This is a genomic window from Nesterenkonia sandarakina (assembly GCF_013410215.1).
GTDB classification, from domain to species: Bacteria; Actinomycetota; Actinomycetes; order Actinomycetales; family Micrococcaceae; genus Nesterenkonia; species Nesterenkonia sandarakina.
This window is the reverse complement of the sequence record NZ_JACCFQ010000001.1, coordinates 2,103,801-2,126,370: the sequence shown is the minus strand read 5'-3', so window position 1 is coordinate 2,126,370 and position 22,570 is coordinate 2,103,801. Positions and strand designations below refer to the sequence as shown.

Below are 22,570 nucleotides of genomic sequence, written 5' to 3'. Positions count from 1 at the left end.
CACTCGCAGGTTCGAGTGAACGTCTCGTTCCTGCAATGAGGAGTTATTCAACATGCGTAAGTCAAAGTTCTTTGCTGTCCCGACCCTGGCCCTGGGAGCGATGCTCCTGAGCGCTGGCCCTGCAATGGCCCACTCCGGCCACGGCCCCGAGACCGACGGCGCCACCACCGCCGATTCCAGCCAGTCCTGGTCCTTCCAGACCAGCCTGGACCCGCTGAACAACTCCGGCACCGTCGGTGACGTGCTCATCGAGGGCCAGGGCAACCAGGCCACCGTCTACATGACCGTCGACGGAGCAGCCGAGACCTTCATGGATGGCCCCTTCCCCCACGCTCAGCACATCCACTTCGGCGCCCAGGGCCTGTGCCCGCCAGCCGATGCTGATCAGAACGGCGACGGCGCAGTCAACGTCGAAGAAGGCGCACCCTTCTACGGCGGCATCGGCTCCTCGCTGACCATCGAGGGTGACACCTCGGCCGATTCGGCCCTGGCCGTGGAGCGCTTCCCCGGTGGGTCCAGCTACACCTACGAGCGCAGCCTGGAGATCCCCGATGACGTGCTGGCCTCCATCGTTGATGGCACCGGCGTCGTCGTGGTCCACGGCGTCGATCCCACGGTCCTGACCGAGGAAGCCGCGAACGCACCGTCTGAGCTTGATGAGTCGCTGCCGCTGGCCGCGACCCTGCCCGCAGCCTGTGGCACGCTGACCGCCTCGCAGATGGACGGCATGCCCGAAGGTGGCGCTGACACCGGCGTGGCCGCTGGCTCCGAAGGTGCCGGCATGGCCCTGGCCGCAGGCGGCGGAGCCCTGGCACTGGGCGCGATCGGTGCCGGTGCCTACATCATGCGCAAGCGCCCCACCGAGTCCTGAGCCCGGCGGCGTAGGCCTCTGACCTCGCAGGACGGGCGCGCTAGTCCCGAACTGACCTAGGCTGGAGACCGTAAGCACAGTAGTGGCCCCGCGGAACCCATGCATCCAGCATGCGTTCTGCGGGGCCATCGCTGTATCACGCGCCGGCCTCACACCAGCCGGCAAGCCTTCCACCGGCGAGCCTCCAGCGGCCAGCCGCCACCAGCCATCCGGCACCAGCCACCAGCACACGCTCGACACGACAGGTCACCCGCCATGCCTCACCCGACGTTCTTCAGCTGGCACCACGAGCTGGATCATCTCAGGTCCTCCGTGGTCTGCAGCACCCCGCACCTCGAGGATGCCCACAAGACCTGGATCTCCGCCCCGGCCTGGCAGATGGTCACACCCGGAGGTGAGGCCGCGACCGAGGCCCTGATCCTCAGCGGCCTGAAGCACACCGCGGTCACAGCTGTGCTGATCGGGCCAGAGACGGCGGGCAGGCGGTGGGTGCAGCACGAGATCAATTCGAGCCTGAAGCGCGGGAACGGCCTGTTCGGGATCTACCTGCACAACATTGAAGATGAATTCGGCAGCACGGTGCCCAAGGGGGCCAACCCGCTGCCACCGGGCTACCCCACCTATGACTGGGTCCTCGAAGACGGATTCAGCAACCTCGGCCACTGGGTGGACGCCGCATACTTCGCGCCCTGAGCAGGGTCACCGCCGGGAGGCGCGGGAGAGCAGCACGGCCAGGGCGTCCTCGATCGCCGCGGCGTGCTTCTCCGCGGTATAGCGTTCCCGTACGACGCCGAGGCTCGCCTCCCCCAGCTGCCTCAGCTGCGCCGGAGCCGCCAGCAGCTCGGTGAGCACCCTGCGCAGCGAACCGGCGTCGCCGGTCTGGTAGTACCGGCCGGTCACGCCCTCGATCACGGCCTCGATCTCGGGACTGGAATCGGGATCGCCGTCCTCGGCGAGCACCGGGACCCCGAAGCTCATCGCCTGGGTCACGTTCAGCCCGGCACCTCCCACGGAGACCGCGAGATCAGCCCGGGCGTAGAGCCCACGCAGCTGCTCATAGTCGTACACCGCGCCGAGGAACTGCGCGTCCACGCCGTGATCGGCGAACACCTGCTCCAACCGGGGGCGCTCGGCACCCTCCCCCACGATGAGCACTTTGGGCCGTGCCGCATCGGGCATCTCCCCCAGGGCCTCAGCGAGCAGGTCCAGACGGTGCCGGGTGGTCAGCCGGGAGCTGTAGATGATCGTGCCAGCTGAGCCGGCGTCGTCGTCGGGAGTTTCACCGTTCTCAGGTATCGCAGATTCCCGCGCCAGGCAGGTCAGGGCCTCGGGGTAGATGCTGTTGTAGATGACCTGGATCTTCTCGGCGGGGACCCCGTAGGAGCTGCCGAGCTCGCGGGCGCGGTCGCCATAGACCAGCAGCCCGTCGGTGAGCCGGTAGAAGGCCAGCCGGACCTGACGCTTGAGCCCCGCCTCGGGGCGTTTCCAGCCGTGGCCCCACATGATCAGGGTGCGCCCACGCAGAGCGGCCACCGCGCAGGCGACCCAGGCGGAGAGCGTCGGGATGCGTCCGGCGATCACGTAGGCGTCATGCTCACCGGCCCAGATCTCTCGGACCTGCCCGTGTTCCCACCAGAACTCGCGGATCGCGGAGAACCGCAGCGGGCGCACCTTCGCGAGGACCTCCTCGGCAGCGGAGTGGATCGTGTCCGCAGCGGTGGCCTCGGAGTTCTTGAACCGCCCCACCAGGTCGAAGTCATAGCGCGTGGAGTCCAGCAGGCGGCGCAGCAGCGGCTCACGGTAGTGCGCCACGGTCGGCTGGACCACGAAATACACCCGGGGACGCGCCATGGGTTCCTCTCCCTTATGAGCCGGTACGGCAGCAGGTACAGAAAAAGCCCCTCCTGCTGTGAACGGGAGAGGCTGACTGTGATTGGAGGGGATGACGGGAATCGAACCCGCATCGTTGGTTTGGAAGACCAAAGCTTTACCACTAAGCTACATCCCCGAAAACGAGCGGATTTCTGGTCTTTTCAGACCGGTTCTCCGCCGCAACGAGACTTTACTCTAGCAAGCCGGACTGCCTCCTCCAAACCCAACACGCCCCGGGATAGTGTCGAGGGGTGAAACTCCCTGACGACGCCTCCCGCGCAGCCGAAGCACCGCCCGAAACCAGCACCCCCAGCACCCCGGCAGCCCCCGGCTCCGTCTCCGAGCTCACGACGGCGGCGCAGCACGCCGCGCAGGCCCACGAACTCGCCGCCCAGGAACTCTCCAGCTCAGCCCACCACGACCAGCTCTGGGGGCCCCTGGAGCGGGCCCACCGGGAGCGCGCGGCCGATCTCCGCGGCCGCGCCGAGGCGGGGGTCGAGCACCCTGCCGAAGGGAGCGTGCCGTCTGGTGCGGGGGACGCGACGTCATCCGCACCGCTGGCCGCACCCCTCGCCGCGCCACTGGCCGCCCGGTCTGTCCAGGACGCACTCGCCGGGGCGCGCGCCGCCGCCGCGCAGCTGCCCGCCACCGAACCGGGGATCTCCCGGCCCACCCTGGACCTGCGGATCGGCATCATCTGCGACCGGTTCCTCTTCGACACGTATTCCGGGGCGGCGCACCTGATCCCGATCACCCCGCAGAACTGGCAGGACCATCTCCACGAGGTCGATCTGCTGCTGGTGGCCGCCACCTGGCGCGGACACGACGGGATCGCGTGGGACAACACGGCCGCAGAAGCCCCGGAGCGGCGGCGGCTGCTGACCCACACCATCATCCCGGCCTACCGCGAGGCGGGCGCCCCGCCGGTCTACTACGGCAAGGAGGACCCGCCGGACTACCGGCAGTTCCTCGACGTGGCCCGGGCCTGTGACCACATCTTCACCACTGCCGCCGAGGTCGTGGAGGACTACCGGCGGGACTGCCCGGAGGCGAAGAGCATCGAGGTGCTGCCCTTTGGGGTCAACCCGCTGCTGCACTCCCCGATCGGGTCCCGCAGCGCCCCCGCCGAGGCCCGCGAGCTGATCTTCTTCGCCGGGTCCTGGATGGGGCGGAAGTATCAGAAGCGGGCCCGCTACGCCGAGTGGATCCTCGACGGGGTGCTCGACGCGGGCAAGCCGCTGGCGATCGTGGATCGTTGGTGGGAGGAAGTGACCGCCCAGCTGGACGCGGAGCAGCCACTGCTCAGCCCGAACCACCTGATCCCGGTGAAGTACTGGCCCTACCGGGTCCCGGCCATGGACCACCATGAGCTGATGGATCTGCAGCGGGTGGTAGACATCGCGGTGAACCTGAACTCGGTGATCGCCTCGCAGACCATGTTCGCCAACCGGGCGCTGGAGCTGCAGGCCGCCGGCACCCTGGTGCTCTCCAGCTACAACCAGGGCCTGAACTCGTATCACCCGCAGGTGCGCATCGCGAACTCCGCGGCCGACGTCGAAGAGACCCTGCGCGGCCTCGACCTGGAGGAGCTGCGCCGGTCCCAGGGCGACGGCGTCCGGGAGGTCTTCCTGGGCCATCACGTCTCCGACCTGCTCACCCGGGTGGCCCGGACCGCCGGCAAGGACGTGGCACCGCAGCAGGAGCTGGTGGTCGCCGTGGCTGAGACGCTCACCGCCGAGCTCGCCCAGGACATGGCCGCGCAGCGCCGCACCGGGCTCGCCGCTGCCGGTCAGGGCTCCGACTCCGGCGGGTTCTCCCCGGTGGAGCTGCTCAGCTGGGAGCAGCTGGGCGCCCGCGCCGCGGATCCGCTGGCGAAGCCGATCGACGTACTGCTGCCGGTCTCTCCAGCGCGCCGCTACGGACCGGACTACGCGGCCGATCATGTCGCCGCGTTCCGCTACCAGTCCGCGACGATCACCGCGAAGCTCACCGGTTCTGCCGTGCAGTCCGACGCCCAGGCTCACCAGCATCAGCGCGGCTTCAAGGATCTGGACCTCACCGCATGGTGGCGCCCTGAGGCAGCAGCACTGGTCACCCCCGCGGTGCTGGCCGCCTCCGGGCAGGATGCGCGGGTCTACGCCATCGACCATCTGGGACATGCCAGCGCCGAGGCCATCGAAGCGTCCGGCCTCGCCCCGGCCGCACTCCCCCACCCCGGGGATGACGTGGATGCGGTGAAGGCCGAGGTCCACCGCACGGCGCAGGCTCAGCAGCTGGAGCTCTCGGTGATCGTGCCGATCTACAACAACGGTGATCACCTGCGGCATAAGGCCTTCGCCTCGCTGCGCCGCTCCCCGCACTTCCCGCAGACCCACGTGCTGCTGATCGACGACGGCTCCACCGACCCGGTCACCGTGGCCACGGTGGAGGAGCTCGCCCGGAGCTACGGAAACGTCTCGGCGTTCCGGCACGGCACCGGGGGGTCCGGCTCGGCCTCGCGTCCGCGCAACACCGGCCTGGAGCTCACCGCCACCGAGTACGTCACCTACTTGGACCCTGATGATGAGGAGCTCGAGGCAGGGTATCACCTGCTGCAGCGGCGCCTGGCTGAGCACCCGGAGGCGAACTTCGCACTGGGCACTCAGGTCACCTGGACCAACCGGCACCAGATCCTGCCCGTCCACGACTGGTACACCGGGATCGAGCGGCGCGATGGGATGTGCTGGCCGACCCGGGACTCGCTGCGCGAAATCCGGTTCCGCCCGGCCTCGATCGAGGGCATCGTGGCGCGCACCGAATGGCTGCAGGGCCTGGGCCTGACCCAACCGGTGGGAGCCACCGGGCAGGACACGTTCTTCTTCCAGCAGATGATGTTCCACGCCCGCGCCTATGTGCCGGTGGACCGTCCGGTCTACACCTACTACGGGGCAGTGGACACCTCGATCGTGAACGTGGTGAGCCCCGGATACTTCAGGAAGTATCTGATCCTGGAAGCCGCCCGCGCCTCCTGGCTGCGCGAGGTGGGTCTGCTGCAGGACTACCTGGACACCCGCTTCGAGCACTTCTTCGTCACCTGGTACCTCTGGAAGTTCTCCCGAGTGCCCGCCGCCCAGCGGGCCGAGGCCGCCGAGGTGCTCGCCGAGATCGCCGCGTTCTACGTGGAAGATCCGGAGAGCCATGCCTGGCAGACCCCGGAGGCGCTGCGCTTCTTCGGTCAGCATCGGCTGCCCTCCCCGGGCAAGCTACGGCCCTTGGCGGGACGGCTCAAGCGCCGGGCGCTGAACACTGCGGGCCAGCGGGTGGGTCAGTTCAAGCGCACCCGGATGGGCCGCGGCGCCGGCGCCCTCTACCGGCGCACGCTGAAGCCGAAGTCCAAGACCCTGGATCGTGTCACCGCCCTGCGTGAGGTCACCGCCGAGATCGAACGGATCCAGCGGCGGCAGACCAGCCACTGGGGGATCACCGCGGCAGAGGCAGCCTACGCGCTGGCGGTACAGGATCGGCGCCGGTCCCCCGACGCTGAGTGAGTGGGCGCGGCGGGCTTCGATGTCCGGGGCCCGGCTGCTGCACAGTCAGGGCCTCCGGATGGGATCTGGTGGTCCCGCCTGCTCAGCGTCCGTATTCCTCGTAGCTCCGACCCGCCGCCGCCTGGAGCATGCCGAGACCTTCGCGGTGGTAGACGCTGTCCACGTAGCGCACCGGCTGACGTTTCAGCCGGCGGGCCGCGGTCCGCGCGGCCCCATAGCCGAGCCGGCCGACGCCCTCGGCGGCGATCCGCAGCCGCAGCGCCGCGGTGGGCCGCTCCAGGGCGGCGCCTCGGATGAGTTTGGTGGCGCGCACGTGACCGGCGCGGATCCCGCGCTGGCGCATCCAGGCCGGGCTGAGCCGCTCAGCGGGCAGGTCTTCTTCCACCCGCGCCTCGGCGCACCACCAGGAGCGTGCCCCTGCGGCCTGCATCCGTCCGAACAGGTCCGAGTCCTCGCCGCCGATGAAGCTGAATGCCTCATCGAAGCGGTACCCGGCGCTGGTGAACCAGGACGCGCGGACCAGCACATTGTTCGTCGCGGCCCGCAGCCCCCAGGGCCCGGTGGGGAAATCGATGCGGCGGATGAAGCCGCTGTTCTTCAGCCACTCCGGGGGGTTCTCCCCGAAGTGGGTGATCACCGGACCTGAGACGGTGTCGGCACCGGAAGAGTTGGCGCAGTCGATCATGGTGCGCAGCCAGTCCGGGGCGGCGCGCTCGTCGTCGTCGAGGAAGAGCACCGCCTCCGAGTCGGCGGGTACAGCCTCAACTGCGGCGTTGCGCGCGGCGGCGATCCCGGGGCGGGGCTCATGGATGTAGTGCGCGCCCGGATACTGAGCGCGGACCTGGGCCTCGGCGTCGGCCTCGGGGCTGTTGTCCACCACGATCAGCCGCGGCAGCTGACCCCGCTCCCCCAACTCCTGGGCGCGCAGCGAGTCCAGCAGCTCCCCTAACGGTCCGGGCCGGCGGTAGGTGCAGACACAGATGTACGCGTTGGCCGGGCTGATCACTGGCTGGGTCACCGGGTGTGCTCCTGCAGCAGCTTCCGCAGCAGGGCGGCGTAGCGCAGCCCCAGCCCCGGCAGGTCCGCGTACTCGGCCACCCAGGCGCGGCCGTTGCGATCCACCGGGGTGGAGTCGGGATCTGCGGCGAGTGTGGTGAGCGTGGCGGAGATCTCCTCGGCGTCTCCGGAGAGGAAGCTGACGTTTGAGGCGTGGCCCAGCACCCAGGCGGCCTCCCCGGTGACCGCGGCGGTGATGTGTTTGCCCAGGCCCAGCAGCTCGAAGGTCTTCGAGGGCACCGTCCAGGCGAAGGAAGCCCAGTCCGTGCGCAGACTCACCAGCGCGGTGTCCGCCCAGCGGTAGTGCTCCCAGATCTCTTCACCGTGCACGGGGTCGAAGAACTCCACCGCCCCGCTCTCAAGCGCGCCGGCTTCGGCCGCGATCTGGCGCAGCTGGTCCTTCTGGGTGCCGGATCCGATCAGCCGGAGCACGACGTCGAGCCCGGGCGCACCGTCGGCACCCGAAGCGTGCGGGCCAGCCTGCCCGCGGGGAATCATGGCCACTGCCGCGATGATCCGCTGCAGCGCCTGGCTCTCGCCGTGGTTGCCCAGGTAGGCGATGCGCAGCTGCCCGGCCTCACGCTCCCGGTGCTCCAGCTGCGGCACCTGATCCAGCGCCACGCCGTTGCTGATGGTCTCCACCTTCGAGACCCCCCGTTCGCGCAGCCGCTGCGCGAAGCCCTCGGTCACGGTGACCACCAGTTCGGCGCGACGCTGCACGCTGACCACGGCGGACTCCATCAGCGTGCCCAGCACGCCGGCCTTGACCCCGGCCTCGCGGGCCAGTTCGGGCCAGGCGTCGCGCATGTCGACCACCAGCGGGACCCTGCGGCAGCGGCTGACCACCCACCCGGCGCAGATGGTGGGCAGCGCGGGGACCGTGGCGATGACCAGATCCGGCTTCGGCGCCCCGATCGCCCGGGGCACCATCAGCACCGAAGAGACCAGATCAGAGGCGAAGCGTCCGGCGCGGGAATTGCGCAGCAGGACATACGGGGTCCGGTGCAGCCGCTCCCCGGAGGGCCCAGGTGTGGGCCGGAGCCGGAAGCGTCCGGTGGAACGGACCTCCTCGGGGGTGTGGTGCAGGTTGACCGCGGGGGTGACGACGTCGACCTCCCAGCCGTCCTCGCGCAGGGAACCCACCAGGCGTTCCCAGCGGCGCTGGGGAGCCGTGCGTTCCGGCCAGTAACTATGGGTGAGCAGCTGGACCCTAGGGGTCACTGCTGCTCCTCCTCGGATTCGCGCAGCTCGACGTATTCGATGAAGCCCTCCATGTTGTCGTTCTTCAGGGAGCGTTGCAGCAGCTCCAGCATCTCTTCGTCCTTCAGGATCACCTGCGCCCCGCTGGCGGTGGTGGCCATCTCCCCGGTGGGGATGGTGAACATCTCGATGTCTCCGGAGCGGATGTCGCGCATCTCCAATGCGTAGGCGGCGATGGTGTTCGCGTCCAGGCCGTCGTCCACGCTGAGATAGGGCACGATCCCGTTGACCACGTCCATGACGCGCTGCGGATTGGTCAGCGTGTCCGCGGAGAGCAGCTGATCCACGATCCCGTTGATCACCAGCTGCTGGTTCTGCACCCGGGTGAAGTCACCGGTGGGGAACGCCTTGCGCTCACGCACGAAGCGCAGCGCGTTGTCCCCTTCGAGCCGGATGGTGCCCTCGGGGTAGAACGCCGGGTTGTGCTGGCCGGCGGAGAAGGGACGGGGGTTGTCCACGTAGACCCCGCCCAGGGCGCGGGTCAGGTCGGAGAAGCCTTCGAAGTCGATGATCGCCACGTGGTCGATGTGGGTGTTCAGCAGCTCCTCGACGGTGTCGATCACCAGCGGGTAGCCGCCCACACCCAGCGCGGAGTTCACCCGTCCCTGACCCTCGCCGGGAACCTGCACCCAGAGGTCACGCACGATCGACATCACATAGACCCCGGAGCGGTCGGCGGGGATGTGGACGAACATCATGGTGTCCGAGCGTTCCGAGGCGTTGTCCCCGATCTCACCGCGGTACTCCACGTCATCTTCGCCGCGGCTGTCGGAGCCCAGCAGCAGCATGTTCACCGTGCCGTCCTCGGTGCGCCCGGCGGTGTCATCGCCTTCGAGCTGGAGATCCAGGACGTTGCGCTGGTCATCGAAGGAGCTGCGCAGCTGCTGGACGAAGATCAGTCCGGCGCCCACCGCGACGATCACCAGCACCGCCACGGCGATGAGGCTGTTGCGGATCAGGCGGCGGCGTCGTCGGGGGTCTTTCGGGGTCGGCCCGGTGCCGTCCTCGCCGGACCCAGACCCGCCACCTTTACCACCGTCACGAGCGCCGGACCCGGCGCCCGGCCCGGAGGCGACGCTGGGATCGGCAGGGTCGGTGGACTGCGCGGCGGCCGCCGGGTCCGCGGGGAGCCTGGCGGCCCGGCGCGGTCGGTGCGGCTGTGGCTCGGGTGCCCTCTTATCGGCCACAGACCCTCCTTTGCACGTACATCGATCCGATTCATGCTAGCCCACCAGCCTGGGGGCCTGCGCATTCACCTGCGCCGGGAACGCCCCCGGGACGACGACGGCGCGCCTCACCGACCAGCACCAGCGCGGCTCGGGGCGCAGCTCAGGGCCCGGCTCGGGGCGCAGCTCAGGGCACGACGCCGGGATCCTCAGGTGGCGCACCGGAGGCTTCGTCCCAGAGCCTGCGGTAATACTCGATGCGGGCAGGGTCCGGCTCGATCCCATAGCCCTCCCAGAACACAGCCTCCTGGTAGCGCGGAAAGTTCCACCCCAGCGACATCGTCATCACGGCGAGATCGGCCCAGCGATCCGCAACCGTGAGCCGGCCCAGGTCCACGTGGGCCAAGAAGGAGCCGTCAGCTGCCAGCAGCGTGTTCGGCGCACAGGGGTCGCCCTGGCTGAGCACGAGCTTGTCGATGCCACCCGGTGGTCCCGACGCGGCGGCGCGGTGCACGGTGTCGTCTCCGTCTGCATCCGGCTCCTGCTGGGGACTCCACTGAGGTGGCAGCTCCGCATAGTCCACCTGGTGCAGCCGGCGCAGCCCGGCGCCCAGCGCTCGCAGCGCGGTATCCGGCTGGTGCTTCCAGCGCTGCGCCACTGCAGACTCACCCGGCAGCGCCCGGGTCAGCAGCACCTCGCCGTGCATATCTGCGACCAGGTCGACGGCCACCGGTGCGGGGTGGCGTCCCTGGAGCCACTGCAGCCGCTGCGCCTCGGCGGTGAGGGACTCCGAGGTCCCGGCCGGGTTCCACTTCACGTAGAAGTCGATCCGCCCGCCGGGGCCGGCGCTGGCCACGGAGAACGTCAGCCCCCCGGCTTGGTTCTTCCAGACCGGACTCAGCTCGGCGTCGCGGAGCCCAAAGGAATCCAGCGCCCGCACCAGATGCGCCGGGGCCTTGGTGTGCCCCGGGGGTGCGCCGGCCAGACCGGACTTCGCGCCCACCGTGCTCATCTGGGCGCAGACCGAGGTGCAGACCCGGGCGCCGACCGGGGCGCGCGCTGACACGTGGGGCAGAAGTGCGAGCCGCGGTTCATGAAGCTCTCCCGCACCACCTCGGTGCCGCACCGCAGGCATGGCCTGCCCTGCTGGCCATAGACCTGCAGCGAGCGGTCGAAGTAGCCGGAGGCGCCGTTGACGTTGACGTAGAGCGCGTCGAAGCTGGTGCCCCCGGCTTCCAGGGCGGCGAGCATCACGACCTTGACCCCGTCCAGCAGCCGGGCAGACTCAGCGCGGGTGATGGTCGCGGTGGGGCGCAGGTAGTGCAGCTGAGCGAGCCAGAGCGCCTCATCGGCGTAGATGTTCCCGATCCCGGAGATCATGCCCTGATCCAGCAAGGCGCGCTTCAGGCCGGTCCTGCGCCGGCGCAGCGTCCGGAAAAAGGTCTCCGCATCCAGGGCCGGCTCCAGCGGGTCAGCCGCGATGTGGGCCGCGGCGGCGGGGACGCTGCCACTGGGATGGGTGGAGGGGACCAGCTCGGAGATCTGCATGCCGCCGAAGATCCGCTGGTCGATGAAGCGCAGCTGGCGCGGGCCGGAGTCGGCTTCTCCAGGGGAGTCATCCTCGGCAGCCTGCAGAGAAAGTGCCGAGTCCTCCGGTGAGAGTACCGCCGCCTCCGGGGAGGGTGCCACGGCCTCCGACGCCGACGGCTCCGCGGCCTGCCCTAGACCGGCCTCCAGCTCACCGAGTTCGAGCGTGATCTTCAGATGCTTCTGCGTCGGGGCGGCAGGATCATCGATGAGCACCTGGCCGCTCATCCCCAGGTGGATCAGCAGCGAATGCCGCGGCGCCTCCGCGGCGGGTGCAGTGTGGTTCTGCAGCGGGATCCAGAGGAACTTACCGCGCCGCTGGGGCGTCAGGAGCCGCTGCTGGGTCAGCGCGGTGGTGAAGGAGCCCAGCCGGGCGGCTTCCTCAAGCCCGGCACCGAGCCCGTGTCGGCGCAGGCTGCGTGGATCGTGGATGATCACGGATTCCACGGTGCGTCCGGCGGCCCAGCGGCTGATGCCGCGGCGGACCACTTCGACCTCGGGCAGCTCGGGCATCAGCTGGCGGAGGGCGCTTTGTCCCCGAACCGGTCAAGGACCAGGGTGAGGATGTCGCCCTGCTCTCCGCGACCAGCGGTGAGGGTCTCCACGGTGGCGCGGGCGGCTTCCCGCTCGGCTTCCTTCTTCGACGGTCCGGAGCCGGACCCGTAGGAGGTGCCCCCGATGACCAGGGTGGCGTTGAAGGATTTGTGATGATCCGGGCCGAAGTCGGTGATCATATAGCGGATCTCTCCGAGGTCCCGGGCTGCCGCGATCTCCTGGATGGTGGTCTTCCAGTCCTTGCCGGCGGTCATGGCGTCCTTGTCGCTGAGCAGCGGCACCACCAGACGCAGCACCAGCCGGCGCGCGGTCTCGGTGTCGGTGGAGAGGTAGGCGGCGCCGATGAGCGCCTCCATGGTGTCCGCGAGGATCGAGTCCTTGTCCTGGCCGCGGGTGAGCCGCTCGCCGGCGCCCAGACTGATGTGCGGACCCACGCCGAGGCTGCGGGCCACCCGGGCCAGCGCGCGGGTGCTCACCAGCGCGGCGCGCAGCTTGGCCAGGTCTCCCTCGGCCAGATCCGGGAAGGTCCGGTAGAGGTAGTCGGTGACCGCCAGACCCAGGATCGAATCTCCGAGGAACTCCAGCCGCTCATTGGTGGGCAGGTTGGAGTTCTCATAGGCGTAGGACCGATGGGTCAGCGCAAGACGAAGAGTCCCGGGGGCAATATGCACCCCGAGACTCTTCACCAGCTCTTCGTGATCACTCACGTGCGTCGTCGTCATGTGCCGACGATTCAGGCGTCGGCGACCTTGCGACCCTTGTACTCATAGAACAGCGGGGAACCGGCGGAGTCAGTGACCAGCTTGGCCTGGTGAGGCTGGCTGTAGACGACGCGACCGTTCTCCACGGTCTTCACCAGCTTCGGGACTGAAGCCTTCCACTGCGAGCGGCGGTGACGGGTGTTGGATCGGGACATCTTCCGCTTTGGAACAGCCACGGTGTCTCTTTTCTCTCTAGATGATGGACAGGGTCTTGGACTACGAAGTTCTAGGTGCTCAAATCTCAGGTGCTGGTGCCGGACTCGGTGTCCGGCTCCGGCAGTCCCGCGGCCACGTCCTTCAACGCGGCCCAGCGGGGGTCGAGCTGCTCGTGGTGGTGCTCGAGGTCGTCCTCCATGCGGAATCCGCAGCTGGAGCACAGTCCCGGGCAGTCCTCGCGGCAGACAGGCTGGAACGGCAGTGCCGAGACCATCAGGTCCCGCAGCACCGGCTCCAGGTCGATGGTGAGGTCATTGCCCATCGGGCGGGTGTCCTCATCCTCTTCCTCTGCCGCGTCGGTCCGCGCCTTCTCGGGCCAGCTGAACAGCGTCATGATGTCCACGGTGAGCGGGTACTCCAACTCGTCGAGGCATCGTCCACACTGTCCAGTGACCTCACCTACGGCAGTGCCTGTCATCAGCACACCTTCGTGCACCGATTCCAGACGCAGATCCACCTGCAGCTCGCTGTCCTTCGGGATCCCGATGAGGACCGTTGCGAAGTCCTCTGGGGCCGGGACAGTTCTGTGAATCTCATGCTGAGTCCCAGGTTTTCCCCGGAGCTCCTGCACGTCTACGCGTAGAGCAGTCATTGCTGAACCACTCCTTCATGATCTAGACCGACGTGCCACTCTACCAGCCGAGGCGGCCGGGGAGCGAACCTGCGATCAGATCTGGCCGACGAACTCCTTGAGCCATTCGCGCAGGTCCGGACCGAGGTCCTCGCGGTCGGCTGCCAGGGTCACCACGGCCTTGATGTAGCTGAGCTTGTCCCCGGTGTCATAGCGGCGTCCGCGGAAGATCACGGCGTGGACTCCCCCGCCGTCCTCGGCGGGCTTCGACGCCATGGCCTGCAGCGCGTCGGTGAGCTGGATCTCGTTGCCGCGCCCGGGCTTGGTCTGCTCCAGCTCGGCGAAGATCGCCGGGTGCAGCACGTAGCGGCCGATGATCGCCAGGTTCGACGGCGCCTCCTCCACGGGGGGCTTCTCCACCAGGGCGTGGACCGGCACGACGTCGGCGGGCTTGCCGTCCTCCCCGGTGACCTTGTCCTGACCGTTGGCGTCGATGACGCCGTAGGCGCTGATCTTCTCCTGCGGGACCTCCATCACGGCGATGACGGAGCCGCCGAGGCGCTCCTGGGTCTCGAGCATGGTGGAGAGCAGCTCATCGCGCTCATCGATGAGGTCATCGCCGAGCAGCACCGCGAAGGGCTCTTCGCCGACGTGGCGCTTGGCGCAGAGCACCGCGTGGCCCAGGCCCTTGGCCTCGCCCTGGCGGATGTAGTGCAGGTCGCCGAGCTCGGTGGCCTGACGGACGGCGTTGAGCTTATCGGTGTCCCCCTTGGCCTCCAGGGTGGCCTCGAGGTCAGGGACCCGGTCGAAGTGGTTCTCCAGCGAGCGCTTGTTGCGCCCGGTGATCATCAGGATGTCATCGAGCCCGGCCTTGGCGGCCTCGGCGACGACGTACTGGATCGCTGGCTCATCCACCACGGGAAGCATCTCTTTGGGCATGGCCTTGGTGGCCGGGAGGAATCGTGTGCCCAGCCCTGCGGCGGGGATCACAGCTTTGCGGGTAGACGTAGTTGAACTCATGGACACACCTTATCGTTGTCGGGCCGTTTGATCAGAGAGTTCTATGGCGTTTCCCGCACCCATAGTGCGGATTTCTGCAGTCCTGGCGGGTCTGCGGAAGGCGGTTGCGGAGACGGATCAGCGACGTCGGTCCTTGAGTCTTCGCTGGACCGCGCGCGGGATGAACTCCGCGACGTCCCCGCCGAGGGTATGGACTTCCTTCACCAAGGTGGAGGACAGGTGGGTGTAGCGGCCGTCGGCGGCGAGGAACACCGTCTCCAGTCCGGAGAGGTGCCGGTTCATGGTGGCCATCGGGGACTCGTAGCTCAGATCCTTGGGGTCGCGCAGGCCCTTGACCAGGGCGTTGGCGCCGACCTCCTTGCAGAAATCGGTGAGCAGCCCGGTGCCGAGCGGCTTCACGCTCACCCCCCGGACGTAGGAGAAGGTCTCCCGCGCCATCTCCATGCGCTCCTCGACGGAGAACATCGGGTTCTTGTGCATATTGGACGAGACCGCGACGATCACCTCGTCGAAGAGATTCGAGGCACGGGCGATGATCTCCACATGTCCGTTGTGCAGGGGGTCGAATGATCCGGGGCACACTGCTAGCTGCATGATCTGACACTACTTCAGGTGGGCAGCAGCCTGCTCCACGGCGCGCAGGAGACCTCGGGCCTGCGTGGGCTGTCTACCATGGAAGCCATGTCCTCTCACCCCACCACCAGCCCCGATCCGCTCTCCTTCGACCAGCCCTGGGCCCGGACCGCGGCCGGCGCCAACACGCTGGGAGTCGGGACGGGCCCGAGCACCCCTGCAGTGATGCCCACCATCTACGAACGCACGACGGCGGCCGCCATCGCCCACGGCGCCATCAACCTGGGCCAGGGGTTCCCCGACACGGAGGGACCGGACTGGCTCCTGGAACTGGCGGCCCGCGCGATCACCGAGCCCGAGACCGGCCCGCGGAACCAATACGCCCCGGGGATGGGCCTGGGCGAGCTGCGTGAAGCGATCAGCGCCGCCGCAGCCCGGCGGCAGCAGGTCACGCTGGACCCGGAGTCCCAGGTGATGGTGACCACCGGGGCGACCGAGGGGATCTCGGCGAGCATCCTGGCCTTCGCCCGGCCCGGCAGCGAGGTGCTCACCTTCGAGCCGCACTATGACTCCTACGGGGCCTGTGTGGCCCTGGCCGGTGCCCGGCTGGTCGGCGTCGCGCTGCGCGGGCCTGAGTTCCGCCCCGACCTGGATGCCTTCGAGGCCGCCATCACCGAGCGCACCTCGATGATCCTGCTGAACACCCCGCACAATCCCACCGGCACGGTCTTCAGCACCGAGGAGCTGACCCGGATTGTGGAGCTGGCCCGCAAGCATGACCTGCGGATCATGTGCGATGAGGTCTATGAACACCTGGTGCTCTCCGATGCCCGGCTGGCGCATCGCAGCATCCTGAGCATCCCCGGGGCCGAGGAGGTCGCGGTCGCGGTGGGCTCGGCGGGGAAGTCGTTCTCGGTCACCGGGTGGAAGATCGGCTGGATCACCGGTGGCGCCGAGCTGGTCAGTCAGATCCGCGGGGTCAAGCAGTTCCTGAGCTTCTCCTCCGGCCCGGCCTTCCAATGGGCGGTGGCGCAGGGGCTCGAGGACGACCGCGGATTCTTCGCGCAGAACACCGCCGAACTAGAAGCCGGGCGAGGTCTGCTGCGGGACGGCCTTCAGGAGCTGGGCCTGGCCCCGAACCGGGCCGAGGCCGGATACTTCGTGGTCGGCAACGTCTCGGGGGTCACCTCGCTCTCGGCCGCGGCGTTCTGCCGGGTCCTCGCCGAGGAGGTCGGGGTCGCCGCGATCCCGGTCTCGGCACTGACCATCCAGCACCTGGCCGCCCCGACCGATGAGCTGGAGCACCTGGTGCGCTTCGCGTTCTGCAAGGACCACGCCACGATTCGTGAAGGGCTGCGCCGGATGCGCGAGCACCTGCCCGCCGCGCTGGCCGCCCACCCGCCGCGCGTGAACCCGACAGCTGCCGCCGCAGGGTCCCGCGCCGGGACCGGAAGCCTCTGATGGCTGAGGCCGGGACGCCAAATTCAGTGACGCCAGAGACTGACACGCCAATGTCAGGGGCACCGGGCAGCGAGGCCCTGGGACTCCCCCGCAGCCAGCGGCTCTCCTTCTCCGGGCAGCTCGCCGAGCTCACCAAGGATGACCTCACCGAGGACGGGGTGGTGCTGAGCATCGGCGGCGCCGAGCAGTCCCATGTGGAGCTCGGCGATCCCGACTTCCTGCTCCACGACTACCTGTTCCGGATGGGTGCAGTGCTGCAGACCTGCGCCCGCGAGCGCCTGGCCCCGGCCGCAGCCGGTTCTCCGGATGCCGCCGCCACCCGGGTCCCGCGCGTGCTGCACCTGGGTGCTGGGGCGCTGACCCTGCCGCGCTGGATCGAACACCACTGGCCGGAGGTGGAGCAGACCGTGGTGGACATCGAGCCGGAGCTGGTGGACTTCGTGCTTGAGCACCTGCCGATGCGCACCTCACCGCGCAACCTGGTGGCCGATGCCGCCGCCGTGCTGGGAGCCGGCGGCGCCCTGGAGCAGGCGAGCTTCGACGTCGTCGTGGTGGACCTGTTCAACAGCGCGGCCGCACCGGAGCATCTGCGCAGCCCCGCGTTTCACCGGGCGGTCTTCGAGAAGGTGCTTCCCGGGGGCCTGTTGCTGGTGAACCTCGGGGATGAGCCGCCGATGGACTTCGTCCGCGCGCAGGTTCTCTCGCTGCTCGAGGCGGCGGCCGCGACCGCTCCTCAGTCGGCACAGGAGCCGCAGGCGGCGCTCACCCCGGAGGCGGCTGACGCAGCGGCGAGCTGCGCTCTGCTCAGCGCGCCCCACGAAGTGCTCGAAGGGCTCACCGAGGGGAACCTGAGCTACGCCGCGCGGCGCGGGGCGGCGCTGGCCCAGACCGAGCTCAACGCGATCTGGGCCGCCGGCCCGCACCCCGGGGACGTGCTCAGTGCGGAAGAGCTGCTGGCGTGGGCTCGACCATGAAGATCTGCGTGCTGCCGTAGGACTTCTCGCTGAAGATCTCCAGGCCCTCCGGGAGGGAAGGGGTCCCGCTGCCGGCGTCGCGCTCGATCACCACGGTGGCCGCCTCGTGCAGCTGCTCCCGGGCAGCTCCGAGCACCTTGAGCAGCTCGGCGTCGCCCAGGCTGTAGGGCGGGTCCAGGAAGAGCAGCTCGATGGGCGGGCCGCTGCGCGAGCTCAGGTAGCGCAGCGCGTCGGCCTTGTGCACGGTGACCGGCTTGCGCAGCGCGTGGGGCGCCTCGGGCCCGAAGAACTCGGCGTTGCGGCGCAGCGTGCGCACCGCGGCCTCGGCCTTGTCCACCGCCTCCAGGCTGCGAGCGCCGCGGCTGAGCGACTCGAAGCCCAGCGCGCCGGAGCCGGCGTAGAGATCAACGACGACGGCGTCGATCAGCGCGTCGAAGCCCTCCAGCCGGGAGAACAGCGACTCCTTGACCCGGTCGCTGGTGGGCCGGGTGGCGTCGGTGGGGACCGCGACCAGGCGGCGCCCCTTATGCGTGCCGGCGATGATCCGTGACATCTCACACTCCTGTCTCGAGGCCCTGGTATCTGGCGCTCCCGGGGGTTGGTGATCCGGGGCTCAGCCGCGCTGGATGAACTCATCGGCGCCCTCATGGAGGTCGCGGTACTCCCCCACCGCCACGCGCAGTCCAGGGTAGCTCTCCCAGCTGGGATCGGCCGCGCTGAGCTCGGTGAGCAGCTCGGAGGCACGGACGATGATCTTCTCATCTCGGATCGTGCGCAGCAGCTTCAGCGTGGACGCCCGGCCGGCCTGGGCGGCGCCGAGCACGTTGCCCTCCCGCCGGCGTTCCAGGTCCAGCCGGGCCAGGGTCATCCCGTCGGAATGCTCGGCCACCTGTTCCAGCCGCTCCAGGGAGGGGTGCCCGTCCGGCAGCCGGGTGACCAGCAGGGCCAGCCCGTGAGCCCCGCCGCGGCCGATCCGTCCGCGCAGCTGGTGCAGCGTGGAGACACCGAAGGCGTCGGCGTCGAGCACGGCCATCACGGTGGCGTTGTGCACGTCCACGCCCACCTCGATCACGGTGGTGCAGACCAGGACATCGATCTCACCGCGCTCGAAGGAGGTCATCACGGCCTCCTTGGCGGCGGCGTCCATCCGGCCGTGCACCTCGGCGCGCCGGGTCGCCCCCAGCAGCGGGTGTTCGGCCAGGCGCTGGGAGATCAGTTCCACCGAGGCGTCCTGGTCGGTCTGCACCCCGGTCTCAGGGTCCTCGCGGGCGTCGGCCTCACTGATCTTGGGGCACACCACATAGGCCTGGTGCCCGGCGGCGACCTCCTCGGCGATCCGCTCCCAGACCCGGCCGATGAACCGTGGGCCCTGCACGGTGCGCACCACATGGGTGGTGATCGGTTTCCGCCCCTGAGGCAGACCCTCCAGCGTGGTCAGCTCCAGGTCGCCGAAGACCGTCATCGCCACTGACCGCGGGATCGGGGTGGCGGACATGACCAGCATGTGCGGGGTGAGCTGGTAGCGGCTGCGCAGCGCGTCGCGCTGCTCCACCCCGAAGCGGTGCTGCTCATCGACCACGGCCAGGCCCAGGTCCAGGAAGTGCACCTGCTCGCCGAGCACCGCGTGGGTGCCGACCACCAATCCAGCGGTGCCCGAGGCGATGTCCAGGAGCGCGCGGCGCCGTTGTGCGGTGTTCAGCGAGCCGGTCAGCAGGGTCAGCCCGACCTCCTCGGCGAGGTCCCCGAGCATCCGGCGCAGCGAGCGTTCGTGCTGGGCGGCGAGCACCTCGGTGGGTGCGATCAGCGCGGCCTGCCCCCCGTGAGAGAGCACCTGCAGGATGGCGCGCAGCGCGACCAGCGTCTTGCCCGACCCCACCTCGCCCTGCAGCAGCCGGTTCATCGGCTGTTCACTCTCCAGCTCGGCGCCGATGAGGTCACCGCAGCGGACCTGACCCTCGGTGAGCGTGAACTCCAGGCCGGCGTCGAACCGGGAGAGCAGGTCGGCGTGCTGCCGGGGCCGCGGGGCGGCGCGGCGCTGCTGCTCCTCGGCGCGGCGCAGGTGCAGCAGACCCTGGAGCAGGAAGGCCTCGTGATAGCGCATCCTGCGCAGTCCACGCTCGGGATCCTCAAGGGTCTCGGGCCGGTGGATCAGCCGGTAGGCCTCCCCCAGGGCCGGCAGCTTCTCGGCGGTTCGGACGCTCTCGGGCAGCGGCTCAGGCCAGTTGCCGAAGTCGGTGAGGTCCAGCAGGATCTCGATGCAGTCCAGGATCCGGAAGCTGCTGATCCCAGCGGTGGCCGGGTAGAGCGGGACCGGAGTCTTTCCCCGGTTCAGCGCGCGGGGCAGCTCAGCAGCGCCCAACGGGTCGGTCTCAGGGTCCACGTGGTCGGTGATGGTGCCCGGGTCGGCGTCGACCAGCACCGTGAAGTCGGGGTTGTTCAAGGTAGGCCGGTCCCGGTAGCTGCCGACCTTCCCGTGGAAGATCGCCCGGGCCCCCTGGGTGAGCTGGCGACCCACGGACCAGCCGTTGAAGAAGGCCAGCTTCAGCGAGTTGCCCTCGTCGTCGGCGACCCACACCTCGGCCAGCGAGCCGCGCCGGTTCGCCATCTTGCGCACCGAGACCCCGGTGACCTCCGCGATCAGGCTGACGTGCTCGCCCGGCTCGGGGAGGTCCCGGAAGGAGGAGAGCTGACCGAACTCGATCCAGCGGCGCGGATAGTGCGCCAGCAGCTGCGCAGCGGTGGTGATGCCCAGGCCCTGCTTCAGCGTCTTCGCCGACTCCGCGCCGAGGACCCGGCTCAGTTCGGTGGCGGGGAGCACGTCCACGTGCAGATCACTCCTGATTTCGTGAAGGCTTGTTTCGCGAGGGCTGGTCCCGGACCGCCTGGTCAGGGCCGTTCTGCCGGTCCGGGCTGCGGTGCAGCCCGGTGGCGGAGTAGGCCTCCACCGGGCCCGCGGCGTGCACGGCGGCGGAGGTGCGAGGCTCCTCCCGGGTGTGCACGTGGATCCGCCAGCGATAGCTGCCGTCCGCGTCGGCCTCGGCGTCGATGGGGGTCACTATCACCGAATCTCCGAGGTCATCAAGGGCATGGCGCAGCGAGGCGGCGCCGAGCGGGTCAAGCCGCACGGTGCACATCACCTCCACGCCGGAGGCCTCCGGGTCCTGGGAGGTCCCGGAGGCCTGCGAGGACTCTGAGATCTCCGCGGTTCCAGGCGCGCACGCGGCCTCGGCGCTCGTATCGTGCGAAGCGGCGGCCGCGGCGTCGTCGTTGTGATCCCAGGGGGCGCCAGTCGGGGCGTCGGAGGGCTGCCAGCCGGGCAGGCTTTCCAAAGGCGCGAAGTCCATCTCGTTGCCGGTGATGGTGGCGTGCAGTGCGATCAGCACCACCAGCAGCCCGGACCCTCCAGAGTCCACCACATTGGCCTGCCGGAGCGCGGGCAGCTGCTCCCGGGTGGCCTGCACGGCGAGGAAGGCGCGAGAGACCACATAGGGCATGGCCGCCTCCAGGGCGGCCCGGCTCTCGGGCTCCTCGGCCTCGGCGGCGCGGTGGCGGACCTCGGCGTGGACCGCGTCGAGCACCGAGAGCATCGTGCCGGCCACAGGATCGGTCAGGGCTGACCAGGAGCGGACCTTGGCGCGTTCCAGCGCCCGGGCGAGCCCGGAGATGGTGAGTCGCTCATGCCCGTGCAGCGGCTCGGCCAGACCAGAGATCAGCACTGCCAGCAGGGTCCCGGAGTTCCCATAGGCCTGAGACATGGCTTCGGAGCCGGCGGCGGCGAAGAGTTCACCGAGGTCCTGGCTCGGGGAATGCTCCACGCTGGTGCGGCAGGCCCGGATGGTGGCGAGCATGTTCTCGCCGGTGTCCGAATCCGGGATCGGGAAGACGTTGAGCCGGTTGAGGTTCTCGACATTGGTCTCCAGGGCGGCCTCGGCCAGGAGGAACCAGCGGTGCACCGCGGCGGCGCCCTTGACCTTGCCTCTCACCTAGGACTCCCCTCCTGGGTTCGCGGCGCGCAGCCTCAGCCGAGCTTGTGGGCGGGGCTCATCGGGACGCGGCATACTCGTCCAAGGTGCTGTCCGCCAGGGCCTCAGAGATATCAGCCATGGCCTGCTCATCCTGGTAGAAGATCCACTGGCCGTCGTCGGAGTAGCTGCTCTCCCCGGTCGGGACGGTGAAGAAGTCCACGTTGTTCACCGCGCCGCGCAGGTTCCAGCCCAGCGAGGCCACGGCGCCGGAGTCCAGGGTGTCATCGACGATCACATGCGGGGAGAAGGTCTCCACCAGGTCCCGCACCCGGCCAGGATTGCTCAGGTTCGACGGGGTGACCGTCTGATCGATCACGGCCTGGATGAAGGCCTGCTGGTTGCGCACCCGCTGGAGGTCCCCGTCCGGGAAGCTCTGCCGGTGCCGCACGAAGGAGAGCGCCTCCTCGGAGGTCATCTCCTGTTCCCCGGGCTGGAAGGTGTAGCCCTGAGCGGTGGTGAAGGGCTGGTCATAGCTGGAGTTCACGGTGACTCCGCCGAGGGAGTCCACCAGGCCGGTGAAGCCGAGCATGTCCACCGCGGCGACGTGGTCGATGCGCGCGTCGAAGAGCGACTCGATGGTGTCGATGGTCAGCGGGAGTCCGCCCAGGCTCAGCGCGGCGTTGATCTTGTGCTGGCCCTGCCCAGGGACCTCCACCCAGAGGTCGCGCGGGATCGACATGATCTGCACGCTGTCCCGGTCGCTGGGGACATGCATCAGCATCATGGTGTCCGAGCGTCCGCCCTGGGGCACGCGCGGCAGGTCCTCGGACTCACCGGATCCGCCGTTCTCATCGGAGCCCAGCAGCAGGATGTTGATCGACTCGTCATCCTCAGCCTTGACCGGGCGGCCCTCCTCTTCCGGGAAGCTCTCCTCGAAGGTCTGCGCATTGTCCTCATAGGCGCTGCTCAGAGAGTTCAGGTACCACATGCCTGCCACCAGGGCGCCGACCACGATGACCGCCACCACGCTGACCAAGGTCAGGACGACACGACGCCCCCGCCGCTTCGGCCGGGGCTTGCGGTGGTCGACCTCATACGTCATCTGGTGCTCCTGGAATGGGCATGTGCTTCGGAC

At 69.2% G+C, this 22,570-nt stretch carries 19 protein-coding genes, 1 tRNA gene and 1 pseudogene; 5 read left to right on the top strand and 16 right to left on the bottom strand.

Annotated features, from left to right (window positions below; genetic code table 11):
* Positions 1 to 52 precede the first annotated feature (52 nt).
* Entirely contained in the window at positions 53 to 871 is an 819-nt protein-coding gene (locus tag HNR11_RS09825) for a hypothetical protein (protein WP_179442125.1), read from the top strand.
* A gap of 255 nt (positions 872 to 1,126) precedes the next feature.
* Positions 1,127 to 1,564, top strand: coding sequence for a TIR domain-containing protein (locus HNR11_RS09820; protein WP_179442124.1), 438 nt, complete (start codon positions 1,127 to 1,129; stop codon positions 1,562 to 1,564).
* 6 nt (positions 1,565 to 1,570) lie between these two features.
* Here HNR11_RS09820 and HNR11_RS09815 read toward each other — a convergent pair whose 3' ends face one another.
* Both HNR11_RS09815 and HNR11_RS09810 read right to left on the bottom strand, forming a co-directional pair.
* Positions 1,571 to 2,722, bottom strand: a complete 1,152-nt coding sequence (locus HNR11_RS09815) for a glycosyltransferase family 4 protein (protein ID WP_179442123.1) — start codon at positions 2,720 to 2,722, stop codon at positions 1,571 to 1,573.
* Positions 2,723 to 2,805: 83 nt separating this feature from the next.
* A tRNA-Gly gene (locus tag HNR11_RS09810) sits at positions 2,806 to 2,879 on the bottom strand.
* Positions 2,880 to 2,994: 115 nt separating this feature from the next.
* Between HNR11_RS09810 and HNR11_RS14295 the strand changes: the two genes are divergently transcribed.
* The gene (locus HNR11_RS14295; protein ID WP_179442122.1) at positions 2,995 to 6,270 is read left to right on the top strand and encodes a glycosyltransferase; all 3,276 of its coding nucleotides are present in this window, start codon (positions 2,995 to 2,997) and stop codon (positions 6,268 to 6,270) included.
* Positions 6,271 to 6,352: 82 nt separating this feature from the next.
* Here the strand turns inward: HNR11_RS14295 and HNR11_RS09800 are convergent, their stop codons facing one another.
* From HNR11_RS09800 to coaD, 10 genes are all read right to left on the bottom strand, one after another.
* Positions 6,353 to 7,288, bottom strand: coding sequence for a glycosyltransferase (locus HNR11_RS09800; RefSeq protein WP_179442121.1), 936 nt, complete (start codon positions 7,286 to 7,288; stop codon positions 6,353 to 6,355).
* Positions 7,285 to 8,547 carry a glycosyltransferase gene (locus HNR11_RS09795; RefSeq protein ID WP_179442120.1) on the bottom strand — a complete coding sequence of 421 codons (1,263 nt, stop codon included), beginning with the start codon at positions 8,545 to 8,547 and terminating at the stop codon, positions 7,285 to 7,287. The genes HNR11_RS09800 and HNR11_RS09795 overlap by 4 nt, the downstream gene beginning before the upstream one ends.
* Positions 8,544 to 9,773: an LCP family glycopolymer transferase gene (locus tag HNR11_RS14290; RefSeq protein WP_179442119.1), complete on the bottom strand. Its 1,230-nt coding sequence runs from the start codon at positions 9,771 to 9,773 to the stop codon at positions 8,544 to 8,546. The genes HNR11_RS09795 and HNR11_RS14290 overlap by 4 nt, the downstream gene beginning before the upstream one ends.
* Before the next feature lie 166 nt (positions 9,774 to 9,939).
* The gene (locus tag HNR11_RS09785) at positions 9,940 to 10,818 is read right to left on the bottom strand and encodes an aminoglycoside 3'-phosphotransferase (RefSeq protein WP_218849684.1); all 879 of its coding nucleotides are present in this window, start codon (positions 10,816 to 10,818) and stop codon (positions 9,940 to 9,942) included.
* Positions 10,761 to 11,852 (bottom strand): Fpg/Nei family DNA glycosylase, encoded by a 1,092-nt coding sequence (locus HNR11_RS09780; protein ID WP_179442118.1) that lies wholly within the window; start codon positions 11,850 to 11,852, stop codon positions 10,761 to 10,763. The genes HNR11_RS09785 and HNR11_RS09780 overlap by 58 nt, the downstream gene beginning before the upstream one ends.
* On the bottom strand, positions 11,852 to 12,601 hold the full coding sequence (rnc, locus tag HNR11_RS09775) for a ribonuclease III (protein ID WP_198144715.1): 750 nt from the start codon (positions 12,599 to 12,601) through the stop codon (positions 11,852 to 11,854). Before rnc ends, HNR11_RS09780 begins: the two co-directional genes overlap by 1 nt.
* A 26-nt stretch (positions 12,602 to 12,627) precedes the next feature.
* A complete protein-coding gene (rpmF, locus tag HNR11_RS09770; protein ID WP_058888791.1) occupies positions 12,628 to 12,831 on the bottom strand; it encodes a 50S ribosomal protein L32 in 204 nt (67 codons plus the stop codon).
* A gap of 65 nt (positions 12,832 to 12,896) precedes the next feature.
* On the bottom strand, positions 12,897 to 13,463 hold the full coding sequence (locus HNR11_RS09765) for a YceD family protein (protein ID WP_179442117.1): 567 nt from the start codon (positions 13,461 to 13,463) through the stop codon (positions 12,897 to 12,899).
* Positions 13,464 to 13,538: 75 nt separating this feature from the next.
* Positions 13,539 to 14,462, bottom strand: coding sequence for a UTP--glucose-1-phosphate uridylyltransferase GalU (galU, locus tag HNR11_RS09760; RefSeq protein WP_058888789.1), 924 nt, complete (start codon positions 14,460 to 14,462; stop codon positions 13,539 to 13,541).
* A gap of 117 nt (positions 14,463 to 14,579) precedes the next feature.
* A complete protein-coding gene (gene coaD / locus HNR11_RS09755) occupies positions 14,580 to 15,056 on the bottom strand; it encodes a pantetheine-phosphate adenylyltransferase (protein ID WP_058888788.1) in 477 nt (158 codons plus the stop codon).
* Positions 15,057 to 15,143: 87 nt separating this feature from the next.
* On the opposite strand from coaD, the gene HNR11_RS09750 reads away from it, so the two are divergent.
* The gene (locus tag HNR11_RS09750) at positions 15,144 to 16,496 is read left to right on the top strand and encodes an aminotransferase class I/II-fold pyridoxal phosphate-dependent enzyme (protein WP_246310376.1); all 1,353 of its coding nucleotides are present in this window, start codon (positions 15,144 to 15,146) and stop codon (positions 16,494 to 16,496) included.
* Between the two features lie 50 nt (positions 16,497 to 16,546).
* Positions 16,547 to 17,470 (top strand): spermidine synthase, encoded by a 924-nt coding sequence (locus HNR11_RS09745; protein WP_179442116.1) that lies wholly within the window; start codon positions 16,547 to 16,549, stop codon positions 17,468 to 17,470.
* Here HNR11_RS09745 and rsmD read toward each other — a convergent pair.
* The 4 genes and pseudogenes from rsmD to HNR11_RS09725 form a co-directional block, all read right to left on the bottom strand.
* A pseudogene (gene rsmD, locus HNR11_RS09740) lies at positions 17,433 to 18,026 on the bottom strand (16S rRNA (guanine(966)-N(2))-methyltransferase RsmD); the annotation flags it as partial. The gene HNR11_RS09745 and the pseudogene rsmD sit on opposite strands and share 38 nt — an antisense overlap.
* A 57-nt stretch (positions 18,027 to 18,083) precedes the next feature.
* Complete coding sequence (locus HNR11_RS09735; RefSeq protein ID WP_179442114.1) at positions 18,084 to 20,294, bottom strand: DEAD/DEAH box helicase; 2,211 nt, start codon at positions 20,292 to 20,294, stop codon at positions 18,084 to 18,086.
* Positions 20,295 to 20,301: 7 nt separating this feature from the next.
* A complete protein-coding gene (locus HNR11_RS09730) occupies positions 20,302 to 21,453 on the bottom strand; it encodes a DAK2 domain-containing protein (RefSeq protein ID WP_179442113.1) in 1,152 nt (383 codons plus the stop codon).
* 58 nt (positions 21,454 to 21,511) lie between these two features.
* Complete coding sequence (locus HNR11_RS09725; RefSeq protein ID WP_246310375.1) at positions 21,512 to 22,537, bottom strand: LCP family protein; 1,026 nt, start codon at positions 22,535 to 22,537, stop codon at positions 21,512 to 21,514.
* Positions 22,538 to 22,570 lie beyond the last annotated feature (33 nt).

Coding starts and splice junctions, on each gene's coding strand:
- HNR11_RS09825 (WP_179442125.1), top strand. CDS start 53: ATGCGTAAGTCAAAGTTCTTTGCTGTCCCGACCCTGGCCCTGGGAGCG.
- HNR11_RS09820 (WP_179442124.1), top strand. CDS start 1,127: ATGCCTCACCCGACGTTCTTCAGCTGGCACCACGAGCTGGATCATCTC.
- HNR11_RS09815 (WP_179442123.1), bottom strand. CDS start 2,722: ATGGCGCGTCCCCGGGTGTATTTCGTGGTCCAGCCGACCGTGGCGCAC.
- HNR11_RS09780 (WP_179442118.1), bottom strand. CDS start 11,852: ATGCCCGAGCTGCCCGAGGTCGAAGTGGTCCGCCGCGGCATCAGCCGC.
- HNR11_RS09765 (WP_179442117.1), bottom strand. CDS start 13,463: ATGACTGCTCTACGCGTAGACGTGCAGGAGCTCCGGGGAAAACCTGGG.
- galU (WP_058888789.1), bottom strand. CDS start 14,462: ATGAGTTCAACTACGTCTACCCGCAAAGCTGTGATCCCCGCCGCAGGG.
- coaD (WP_058888788.1), bottom strand. CDS start 15,056: ATGCAGCTAGCAGTGTGCCCCGGATCATTCGACCCCCTGCACAACGGA.
- HNR11_RS09750 (WP_246310376.1), top strand. CDS start 15,144: ATGTCCTCTCACCCCACCACCAGCCCCGATCCGCTCTCCTTCGACCAG.
- HNR11_RS09745 (WP_179442116.1), top strand. CDS start 16,547: ATGTCAGGGGCACCGGGCAGCGAGGCCCTGGGACTCCCCCGCAGCCAG.
- HNR11_RS09725 (WP_246310375.1), bottom strand. CDS start 22,537: ATGACGTATGAGGTCGACCACCGCAAGCCCCGGCCGAAGCGGCGGGGG.